This window comes from Stenotrophomonas sp. HMWF003 (assembly GCF_003061285.1).
GTDB lineage: Bacteria > Pseudomonadota > Gammaproteobacteria > Xanthomonadales > Xanthomonadaceae > Stenotrophomonas > Stenotrophomonas maltophilia_AP.
Genome location: NZ_QAIW01000457.1, coordinates 1 through 9,203, shown reverse-complemented (window position 1 = coordinate 9,203; position 9,203 = coordinate 1). Strand labels below are relative to the sequence as shown.

Below are 9,203 nucleotides of genomic sequence, written 5' to 3'. Positions count from 1 at the left end.
CTGCTCGCCGAACGCGTGGCGCAGGGCAACTGGGACGCACCGCTGGACGGCGAGGTGTGGATGCTGGACGGCAGCCGCAGCGTGTTCGGCCCCGAGCCGTTCACCGACCTGCTGGCCGACCGCCTGGCACGGTTCGACATCCACCCCAGCGGCCCGTTGTGGGGCGAGGGCGAACTGCGCAGCAGCGATGCGGCGGCGGCGCTAGAAATGGGCGCGATCGGCGACGAACAGTCGCTGGCATTGCGTGCCGGACTGGAAGGGGCCCGTCTGAAGCAGGAACGCCGCGCGCTGCGCCTGCGCCCGGCGATGCTGCAGCACCAGTGGCTGCAGCCGGACGTGCTGGAACTCAGCTTCGCGCTGCCGCCGGGCTGCTATGCCACTGCGGTGCTGCACGAGCTTGGGCCGGTGCAAGACGCCAGCCAGCCCGACGCCTGAAGCCGGTAGAGCCGACCGTTGGTCGGCTTCACGCGGTGCCGGATCATGCGCGATCCAACGCGCCGTGCAGCCGACCAACGGTCGGCGCTACCGGTTGCTCAACAGCACCAGCACCGCGCCCGTACCGCCTTGCCCGGCCGGTGCTGAATGGAAGGCCAGCACGTCGTTGCGCTGGCGCAGCAGGCGGTCGACCAGGTTCTTCAGCACCGGCGCGCCACCGTCGGACTGCAGGCCCTTGCCGTGGATGATGCGCACGCAGCCATGCTCGTGCGCATGCGCTTCCAGCAGGAACTGGCGCAACAGCGTTTCGGCCTGCGCCACCGTGGCGCCGTGCAGGTCCAGCTCGTCCTGCACCGAATACTGGCCGCGCTTGAGCCGCTGGAACATGCGGGCGGGCAGGGTGTCGCGGCGGTAGCTGGCGGTGTCGCCGGCTTCCAGCGGGCTGCTGTCGCGCAGCAGCCGCGCGAACTCGCCGCGGGCCTCCTGGTCATCGCGTTCGGCCATGCGTGCGCGCGGCTTCGGCTTGGGCGTGGGCGGCGGCGCAGCGGCGGGCTTGCGCAGCGGTTTGACCTCGCCGATGGCCGAACGGAACAGCGCGGCGGGGTCTTCGTCTTCAGGATGTGACATGCGTACAGCGTAATGCCACCCGAGGGCGGCTGCCTACCGTTTCCGGGGTAGGACGATCTGCCCGCTTGCGGCACAATAGCTGACGCACTTGCGCGGTCGACCCGCCCCATCTGGGGACGCGCCGGCCCCGCCAACGCTGGAAAGTGATGGAATCGAAGTCTTGAAAAATCAAGCGGTTAAATCGCAGATGCGGATCCTGGTCAGCAACGACGACGGTGTCGACGCCCCCGGCATCAAGATGCTCGCGTCGGTATTGCGTGACGCCGGTCATGAAGTGACCGTGTTCGCCCCGGACCGTGACCGCTCCGGCGCCAGCAATTCGCTCACCCTGGACCTGCCGATCCGGCTCAAGCGCATCGACCACTACACCTGTTCCGTCGCTGGCACCCCCACCGACTGCGTGCACCTGGCGCTGACCGGCGTGCTCGAATACGAGCCGGACATCGTGGTGTCGGGCATCAACAATGCCGCCAACCTGGGCGATGACGTCATCTATTCCGGCACCGTCTCGGCGGCCATGGAAGGGCGTTTCCTGGGACTGCCGGCGGTGGCCATGTCGCTGGTGACGCGCAACCACGAGCCGCGCAACTTCGAGACCGCCGCGCGCGCCGCGGTGGAAATCGTGACCCGCCTCAAGGCCGACCCGCTGCCCGCCGACACCATCCTCAACGTCAACGTGCCGGACCTGCCGTGGAGCGAGATCCGCGGCTTCGAGGTCACCCGCCTGGGCAACCGGCACCGTGCCGAAGGCTGCATCGCCCAGCGCGATCCGCGCGGCAACGAGGTGTTCTGGATCGGCCCGGCCGGGCGCGAACAGGACTCCGGCCCCGGCACCGATTTTCATGCGGTGCGCAACGGCTTCATTTCGATCACCCCGATCCAGGTCGACCTCACCCGTTACCAGGCCCTGGAGAAGGTGGCCAGCTGGGTGGGTGGGCTGACCGCCGCGCTGGACCAGCCGGCATGAGCCCGCGCCTGCGCCTGCAGCCCGAAGCGGTCGGCATCGGCATGACCTCCCAGCGCGTGCGCGACCGGCTGGTCGAGCGCCTGCGCGAGGCCGGCATCGCCGACGAAGACACGCTCAATGCCATCCGCGTGGTGCCCCGGCATCTGTTCATCGACGAAGCGCTGGCCTCGCGCGCCTACGAAGACACCGCGCTGCCGATCGGCCACGGCCAGACCATCTCCCAGCCGTGGGTGGTGGCGCGCATGACCGAGGCGGTGCTGAAGTGCGCACCGAAGACCGTGCTGGAAGTGGGCACCGGTTCGGGCTACCAGGCCGCGGTGCTCGGCGCGGTTGGGCTGGAGGTCTACACCGTGGAGCGCATCGGCGACCTGCTGCGGCAAGCGCGCAAGCGTTTTCGGGCGCTGGGCATGAACATCCGCACCAAGCACGACGATGGCCGCGCCGGCTGGGCCGAGCATGGTCCCTTCGATGCGATCGTGGTGACCGCCGCGGCACCGGCACTGGTCGATGCACTGGTTGAACAGCTGGCCGTGGGCGGCCGCCTGGTGGCCCCGGTGGGTGGTCCCGGTGCGCAGTCGCTGGTGCAGTTGACCCGTCGCGACGACGGCAGCATTGAACAGCAGGTACTGGCGCCGGTCACGTTCGTGCCGTTGCTGTCTGGCATGCTGGATTGATTCCCAGGAGCGTTACGTCATGAAGATCTTTGGTCCGCTGTACGAGCGGGCGATGAAGTGGGCCGCGCACGAGCGCGCCCCGACCTATCTCACCGTGCTCAGCTTCATCGAGGCCATCATCTTCCCGGTGATGCCCGAGGTGATGCTGGCGCCGATGTGCGTGGCCCAGCCCAAGCGCGGCTGGTGGTTCGCCACCCTGAGCCTGTCCGGCTCGATGGCCGGTGCACTGGTCGGCTATGCGCTGGGGCATTACGCCTTTGAAGTGCTCAAGCCGGTGTTCGCCGCGCTGGGCATGCTGGGCAGCATCGAGAGCGGCATCGCGGTGGTGCAGGCGAAGATGGCCGAGTCGCCCTGGGCGGTGTTCACCTTCCTGGTGCTGGGCGGCTTCATGCCGATCCCGATGAAAGTCTTCACATGGGCATCGGGTATCGTCGGCGTGCCGTTGCCGCAGTACTTCCTGAGCATGTTGATCGGCCGGGGCAAGCGCGTGTTCGTGCTGGCCGCGGTGATCCGTATTGGTGGACCGCGCGCGGAAGCTGCGCTGCGGCGTTGGATTGAACCGCTGGGCTGGATCGCGACCGTGCTGGTCGTGGCGCTGGTCGCCTGGCTTGTCTGGAGGTCGAAGTTCGCATGAGTGCTGATCGGTTGAACAAGGGAATGCGCGCCACGGCGCTGCTGCTGGCGGTGGCCACGCTGGGCGCGTGCGGTACCGCGACGGTGGTGAAGCCGGCCGGTGGCCGGGGCGGCAGCACGGTGCACACCACGCCGCAGGCCTCGGTGGCCAAGCCGGGCCAGACCGCGGTGATCCGCAAGGGCGACACCCTGTATGCGCTGGCGCGCATCCACAACATCACCCCGCGTGACCTGGCCGCCTGGAACGGGCTGTCCGAGCCGTACACCATCTACCCGGGGCAGACCCTCAAGCTGTATCCGGGCGGCGGCGCACCGGGTCGGGCACCGACCACCGTAGTGACCGCGCCGCGTCCCGGCACGACCACCCCGGTGGCCACGCCGACGCCGTCGCCGACCACCGCCATCAAGAGCAACATCAGCTGGCGCTGGCCGGCCGATGGCGCACTGGTGGGCCGGTTCGTGGGTGCCGACGTCACCAAGCAGGGCGTGGACATCGCCGGCAGCAGCGGCCAGCCGGTCCGCGCCACCGCGCAGGGCGTAGTGGTGTATTCCGGTGCCGGCCTGGTCGGCTTCGGTGAGCTGATCATCATCAAGCACAGTGACCAGTGGCTGTCGGCCTATGGCCACAACCGCAAGCGCCTGGTCAACGAGGGCCAGAGCGTGAAGGCCGGTGAGCAGATCGCCGAGATGGGCCGTACCGGCACCACCCGCGACATGCTCCACTTCGAGATCCGCTACAACGGCAAGCCGGTCGACCCGCTGCTGTACCTGCCGCCGCGGTAATCAGCGCAGCCGACCAACGGTCGGCTCTACCCCCGCACATCCCAACCGGGGGGGGAGAGCGACGCCATGCGTCGCTGTAGGGCGCCGGATCAATGCCGGCTCCATCGCACCGCGCAGCCACCCATGGGGTGGCTCTACCGGACATATCCCGCATCCCCGGTGGTAGAGCGACACCATGTGTCGCTGTCGGGCGCCGGACCCATGCCGGCCCTGCCGCATCGCGCAGCCACCCATGGGGTGGCTCTACCGCACATATCCCGCGACCCCGGTGGTAGAGCGACGCCATGCGTCGCTGTCGAGGCCCGGGACGCAGGCACAAAAAAGGCCGCTCGCGGCGGCCTTTCCTGAACGAAAATCGCCGGTTTCAGCCGGTCAGGATGAACGCGGCCGCCACCTTGCGGCCTTCGCCGGCCAGGATGTTGAAGGTGCGGGCGGCCGCCGGGTTGTTCATCACTTCCAGGCCGATCCCACGGGTCAGGCAGGCGGCCATCACGGCCGCCGGCGGAAACACCTGGGTGTCGCCGGTGCCAAGCACCACCAGCGCCGGGTTCAGCGCCAGCACCGGCTGCAGGTGCTCCGGGGTCAACGCGCTGATCTCGGCCACCGGCCACGCCTCGATCAGCGTGTCCGGGGTCAGCACGAAACTGCTGGCCAGGGTGCGGTCATTCACCTTCGCGGTGCGGCCATCGGCGGCGCGCAGGGCGTAGGCGTAGTCGGGCAGTTCGTGGCTCAGTTGCATCGTGGGGTCCGGGATCAGCCGCGCGGCAGCACGATCTGGCGCATTTCCTTGCTCGGGCGGTACAGCACGGCCACGTGGCCGATGCGCTGCACCAGCGCGCTGCCGGAGGCGGTGGTCAGTTCGGCGATCATGGCGTCACGGGCGTCGCGGTCCTCGGCGGCCACCTTCACCTTGATCAGTTCATGGCGTTCCAGAACTTCCTCCAGTTCGGCCAGGAAGGCCGGCGTGACCCCCTTGCCGCCGATCTGCAGCAGGGCTTTCAGATCATGGGCATGGCCGCGGAGGAAGCGGGTCTGGGCAGAGGTCAGGGCAATAGACATTCAGGAACAAGCGGTTATCTGGGGCGATCAGGGTATCATGACCACCCGTTCCGGCCCTATTACCAATGGTATCGCGCAGCAAGAGCAGTCAACGCTGGTTGAAAGAACACTTTTCCGACCCCTTCGTGAAGAAGGCCCAGGCAGAGGGCATGCGCTCGCGCGCGGCTTACAAGCTGGAGGAGCTGCTTGAGCGTGACCGGCTGCTGAAGCCGCACATGGTGGTGGTCGACCTGGGCGCGGCCCCGGGCGGCTGGTCCCAGCAGGTGCGCCGGCAGATCGGCGACACCGGCCGGGTACTGGCCCTGGACATCCTGGAGATGCCGCCGCTGGCCGGCGTGGAGTTCCTTCACGGAGACTTCAGGGAGCAGACCGTCCTATCGGAGTTCGAAGCGATGCTGGGGAATCAGCCGGTAGACCTTGTTCTGTCGGATATGGCCCCCAATAAAAGTGGCATGGACGCGGTCGACCAGCCGCGGATGATGCACCTGGCGGAGTTGGCGATGGAATTTGCCGACAACCATCTCAAGCCGGGTGGCGCGTTCCTGATCAAGCTGTTCCAGGGCGTGGGCTTTGACGACTACGTGCGCGAAATGCGCCGCCGGTACGACAAGGTCGCCATCCGCAAGCCGGAAGCGTCCCGCAAGCGCTCTCCCGAGGTGTATGCCTTGGGGCAGGGCAAACGCACGCAGATCAAGTAAGCTCAACCATACGAATCGCGTCAGGAATTAGAGGAACACCGGAGCCAATGAGGATGAACGACTTGACCAAGAACCTCCTGCTATGGGTGGTCGTCGCCGTGGTGCTGATGGTGGTCTTCCAGAGCTTCTCGCCCAAGAGCAGCGGCGCGGGAGCCCAGGGCGCGACCTATTCGCAGTTCCTGGACCAGGTGGACAGCGGCAACGTACAGAAGGTCACCTTTGCCGGTGACGTGCGCGGCGGCACCAGCCAGCTGTCCTACACCACCCGTGGCGGCCAGTCGGCCACCATCACCGCGCCCTACGATCGTGACCTGATCAACGTGCTGCGCGGCAAGAACGTGGAAATCGTCCAGGAAGAGCCGTCCAGCGGCATCTCGCTGGGCGCCATCCTGATGAACTTCCTCCCGGTGATCCTGATCATCGGCTTCTGGTTGTTCATCATGCGCCAGATGCAGGGCGGCGGTGGCGGCTCCAAGGGCGCCATGTCCTTCGGCAAGTCGCGCGCCAAGCTGCAGGGCGAAGACCAGATCAAGGTCACCTTCGCCGACGTCGCCGGCTGCGACGAAGCCAAGGAAGAAGTCGGCGAGCTGGTCGACTTCCTGCGCGACCCGACCAAGTTCACCAAGCTGGGCGGCAAGATCCCGCGCGGCGTGCTGATGGTCGGTCCGCCCGGTACCGGCAAGACCCTGCTGGCCCGCGCCATTGCCGGTGAGGCCAAGGTGCCGTTCTTCTCGATCTCCGGTTCGGATTTCGTGGAAATGTTCGTCGGCGTCGGCGCCAGCCGCGTCCGCGACATGTTCGAGCAGGCCAAGAAGCAGGCGCCGTGCATCATCTTCATCGACGAAATCGACGCCGTCGGCCGCCACCGTGGTGCCGGCCTGGGCGGCGGTCATGACGAACGCGAGCAGACCCTGAACCAGCTGCTGGTCGAAATGGACGGCTTCGAGGGAGGCGAAGGCGTGATCGTCATCGCCGCCACCAACCGTCCCGACGTGCTGGATCCGGCGCTGCTGCGTCCGGGCCGTTTCGACCGCCAGGTCGTGGTGGGCCTGGCCGACGTGCGCGGCCGCGAACAGATCCTGAAGGTGCACATGCGCAAGCTGCCGCTTGCCGACGATGTCGAGCCGATGGTGATCGCGCGCGGCACCCCGGGCTTCTCCGGCGCGGACCTGGCCAACCTCTGCAACGAGGCGGCGCTGTTCGCCGCGCGTGGTGGCGAGAAGGAAGTCCGCATGGATCACTTCGACCGTGCCCGCGACAAGATCCTGATGGGTGCCGAACGCCGTTCGATGGCGATGAGCGAAGAAGAAAAGACGCTCACCGCCTACCACGAAGCCGGTCACGCCATCGTCGGCCGCCTGGTGCCCGAGCATGATCCGGTCTACAAGGTCACCATCATCCCGCGCGGTCGCGCGCTGGGCGTGACCATGTACCTGCCGGAAGGCGACAAGTACTCGATGAACCGCGTGGCGATCGAATCGCAGCTGTGCTCGCTGTACGGCGGCCGTGTGGCCGAAGAGCTGATCTTCGGCACCGACAAGGTCACCACCGGTGCGTCCAACGACATCGAGCGCGCCACCAAGATGGCCCGCAACATGGTCACCAAGTGGGGCCTGTCCGATGAGCTGGGTCCGATTGCCTACGGCGAGGAAGACGATGAAGTGTTCCTGGGTCGTTCGGTCACCCAGCACAAGAGTGTCTCCGACGACACCGCCCGCCGCATCGACGAAGTGGTGCGCAGCATCCTGGACAAGGCCTACGCCCGTACCACCGAGCTGCTGACCGCCAACCTGGACAAGCTGCACACCATGTCGCAGCTGCTGCTGCAGTACGAGACCATCGATGTGCCGCAGATCGACGCGGTCATGGAAGGTCGCGATCCGCCGCCGCCGATGGGCTGGGAAAAGTCCAACAAGGACGGCGGCAACGGCAGCAACAACGACAAGGGCGGCGACGCCCGTCCGGTGCCGCCGATCGCCGGTCCTGCCGAGCAGCTGTAAGCAGGCAGTGATGTGAATGACGAAGGCCGGGGCAACCCGGCCTTCGTCGTTTCCGCGCCATAATGGACGCCTCGTTTTCGTCGTCCGTTCCGGAGTTGCCATGTCCATCCCGCCCCCGACCCCGGTGTCGCACACTGCCGAAATGGTGATCGCCACGGTGGTGGGCGTGGGCATCGGCCTGTTCCGCGACAACTTCCTGCTCGGCGCCGGCATCGGCATTGCGGTGGGCATCCTGCTGAGCATCGCCAAGACCCTCTACGTGGATCGCAAGCGCCGCCAGCAACGCTGAGCGACGGGCTGCCGCGCAGCACCCCGCATTCCCGGGCCGGTGGCGAAAGCCCGGCGTAAACTACGCGCTGGCGTATTCCGTGGACCTGCCCATGTTCGACATTTCCCCCCAGCTCGATTGCGGCGGCCGCGTGCTGCGGCTGGATCGCCCGCGCGTGATGGGTATCGTCAACGTCACCCCGGACTCGTTCTCCGACGGCGGCGCGCACGACACCATGGAGGCCGCGGTCGCACATGGCCTGCAACTGGTCGCCGACGGCGCCGACCTGCTGGACATCGGCGGCGAGTCCACCCGTCCCGGCAGCGCGCCGGTGCCGGAGGACGAAGAGCTGCGCCGGGTGATCCCGGTCATTCAACGGCTGGCGGCGGAAACCACGGTGCCGATCAGCATCGACACCTTCAAGCCGGCCGTGATGCGTGCTGCCGTGGCGGCCGGCGCCGGCATGATCAACGACATCCATGCATTGCGTCAGCCCGGTGCGCTCGAGGCAGCCGCCGAGCTCGGCGTGCCGGTGGTGCTGATGCACATGCAGGGCGAGCCGGGCAGCATGCAGGACACCCCGCATTACCACGACGTAGTGGCCGAGGTGCATCGTTTCCTGACCGAGCGCATGTTCCAGGCGGAGATGGCCGGCGTGGCCAAAAAGCATCTGGTCATCGACCTGGGCTTCGGCTTCGGCAAGACCACCGAACACAACATGACCTTGCTGGCGCGCTCGGCGCGCTTTCTTGACCTCGGCGTGCCGATGCTGGCGGGCCTGTCGCGCAAGCGCAGCATCGGCGAGCTGACCGGCCGCGAGCAGCCGCGCGACCGCGTGGCCGGCTCGGTCGCCGCGCACCTGATCGCCGCCCAGCGCGGCGCGATGCTGCTGCGCGTGCACGACGTGGCTGCCACGGTCGACGCCCTCAAGGTGTGGGCCGCGGTGGACGCGGTACCGATGCCGCGGGTGGACGCTGCCCCGGCAATGCCGCGCTGGCCGGACGACGTCTGATGGCCGTGGACCAGCGTCCGCTGGCGATCGCAGTGATGGGCCCGACC

General features: G+C 67.5%; 12 protein-coding genes. 9 read left to right on the top strand and 3 right to left on the bottom strand.

Going from position 1 to position 9,203, the window contains the following annotated elements:
* Window positions 1–435 (top strand): tRNA pseudouridine(13) synthase TruD (truD, locus tag DBR34_RS24335; protein ID WP_258224198.1); only part of this gene is annotated, 435 nt, incomplete at its 5' end.
* A gap of 87 nt (window positions 436–522) precedes the next feature.
* Here truD and DBR34_RS20270 read toward each other — a convergent pair.
* The gene (locus tag DBR34_RS20270) at window positions 523–1,062 is read right to left on the bottom strand and encodes a Smr/MutS family protein (protein WP_128098114.1); all 540 of its coding nucleotides are present in this window, start codon (window positions 1,060–1,062) and stop codon (window positions 523–525) included.
* Window positions 1,063–1,249: 187 nt separating this feature from the next.
* Between DBR34_RS20270 and surE the strand changes: the two genes are divergently transcribed.
* Genes surE through DBR34_RS20250 form a run of 4 tightly spaced genes read left to right on the top strand, consistent with a single transcriptional unit; the run spans window position 1,250 to window position 4,119 of the window.
* The gene (surE, locus tag DBR34_RS20265; RefSeq protein WP_038689150.1) at window positions 1,250–2,029 is read left to right on the top strand and encodes a 5'/3'-nucleotidase SurE; all 780 of its coding nucleotides are present in this window, start codon (window positions 1,250–1,252) and stop codon (window positions 2,027–2,029) included.
* Window positions 2,026–2,703, top strand: coding sequence for a protein-L-isoaspartate(D-aspartate) O-methyltransferase (locus DBR34_RS20260; RefSeq protein WP_038689147.1), 678 nt, complete (start codon window positions 2,026–2,028; stop codon window positions 2,701–2,703). The genes surE and DBR34_RS20260 overlap by 4 nt, the downstream gene beginning before the upstream one ends.
* Window positions 2,704–2,722: 19 nt before the next feature.
* Entirely contained in the window at window positions 2,723–3,337 is a 615-nt protein-coding gene (locus DBR34_RS20255) for a DedA family protein (protein WP_128098113.1), read from the top strand.
* On the top strand, window positions 3,334–4,119 hold the full coding sequence (locus tag DBR34_RS20250) for a peptidoglycan DD-metalloendopeptidase family protein (RefSeq protein ID WP_128098112.1): 786 nt from the start codon (window positions 3,334–3,336) through the stop codon (window positions 4,117–4,119). The genes DBR34_RS20255 and DBR34_RS20250 overlap by 4 nt, the downstream gene beginning before the upstream one ends.
* Window positions 4,120–4,483: 364 nt before the next feature.
* Here the strand turns inward: DBR34_RS20250 and DBR34_RS20245 are convergent, their stop codons facing one another.
* On the bottom strand, window positions 4,484–4,858 hold the full coding sequence (locus DBR34_RS20245) for an Mth938-like domain-containing protein (RefSeq protein WP_128098111.1): 375 nt from the start codon (window positions 4,856–4,858) through the stop codon (window positions 4,484–4,486).
* A gap of 14 nt (window positions 4,859–4,872) precedes the next feature.
* Window positions 4,873–5,178 (bottom strand): ribosome assembly RNA-binding protein YhbY, encoded by a 306-nt coding sequence (yhbY, locus tag DBR34_RS20240; protein ID WP_128098110.1) that lies wholly within the window; start codon window positions 5,176–5,178, stop codon window positions 4,873–4,875.
* A gap of 65 nt (window positions 5,179–5,243) precedes the next feature.
* Between yhbY and rlmE the strand changes: the two genes are divergently transcribed.
* From rlmE to folP, 4 genes are all read left to right on the top strand, one after another.
* The gene (rlmE, locus tag DBR34_RS20235; RefSeq protein WP_128098109.1) at window positions 5,244–5,876 is read left to right on the top strand and encodes a 23S rRNA (uridine(2552)-2'-O)-methyltransferase RlmE; all 633 of its coding nucleotides are present in this window, start codon (window positions 5,244–5,246) and stop codon (window positions 5,874–5,876) included.
* 53 nt (window positions 5,877–5,929) lie between these two features.
* Window positions 5,930–7,876 (top strand): ATP-dependent zinc metalloprotease FtsH, encoded by a 1,947-nt coding sequence (gene ftsH, locus DBR34_RS20230; RefSeq protein ID WP_038689135.1) that lies wholly within the window; start codon window positions 5,930–5,932, stop codon window positions 7,874–7,876.
* Window positions 7,877–7,976: 100 nt separating this feature from the next.
* On the top strand, window positions 7,977–8,165 hold the full coding sequence (locus DBR34_RS20225; protein WP_128098108.1) for a hypothetical protein: 189 nt from the start codon (window positions 7,977–7,979) through the stop codon (window positions 8,163–8,165).
* Window positions 8,166–8,256: 91 nt separating this feature from the next.
* Window positions 8,257–9,156 carry a dihydropteroate synthase gene (gene folP / locus DBR34_RS20220; RefSeq protein WP_128098107.1) on the top strand — a complete coding sequence of 300 codons (900 nt, stop codon included), beginning with the start codon at window positions 8,257–8,259 and terminating at the stop codon, window positions 9,154–9,156.
* Window positions 9,157–9,203 lie beyond the last annotated feature (47 nt).

Excerpts from the sequence above, each read along its gene's own strand:
- DBR34_RS20270 (WP_128098114.1), bottom strand. The coding sequence starts at position 1,062 with ATGTCACATCCTGAAGACGAAGACCCCGCCGCGCTGTTCCGTTCGGCC.
- surE (WP_038689150.1), top strand. The coding sequence starts at position 1,250 with ATGCGGATCCTGGTCAGCAACGACGACGGTGTCGACGCCCCCGGCATC.
- DBR34_RS20260 (WP_038689147.1), top strand. The coding sequence starts at position 2,026 with ATGAGCCCGCGCCTGCGCCTGCAGCCCGAAGCGGTCGGCATCGGCATG.
- DBR34_RS20255 (WP_128098113.1), top strand. The coding sequence starts at position 2,723 with ATGAAGATCTTTGGTCCGCTGTACGAGCGGGCGATGAAGTGGGCCGCG.
- DBR34_RS20250 (WP_128098112.1), top strand. The coding sequence starts at position 3,334 with ATGAGTGCTGATCGGTTGAACAAGGGAATGCGCGCCACGGCGCTGCTG.
- DBR34_RS20245 (WP_128098111.1), bottom strand. The coding sequence starts at position 4,858 with ATGCAACTGAGCCACGAACTGCCCGACTACGCCTACGCCCTGCGCGCC.
- yhbY (WP_128098110.1), bottom strand. The coding sequence starts at position 5,178 with ATGTCTATTGCCCTGACCTCTGCCCAGACCCGCTTCCTCCGCGGCCAT.
- rlmE (WP_128098109.1), top strand. The coding sequence starts at position 5,244 with ATGGTATCGCGCAGCAAGAGCAGTCAACGCTGGTTGAAAGAACACTTT.
- ftsH (WP_038689135.1), top strand. The coding sequence starts at position 5,930 with ATGAACGACTTGACCAAGAACCTCCTGCTATGGGTGGTCGTCGCCGTG.
- DBR34_RS20225 (WP_128098108.1), top strand. The coding sequence starts at position 7,977 with ATGTCCATCCCGCCCCCGACCCCGGTGTCGCACACTGCCGAAATGGTG.
- folP (WP_128098107.1), top strand. The coding sequence starts at position 8,257 with ATGTTCGACATTTCCCCCCAGCTCGATTGCGGCGGCCGCGTGCTGCGG.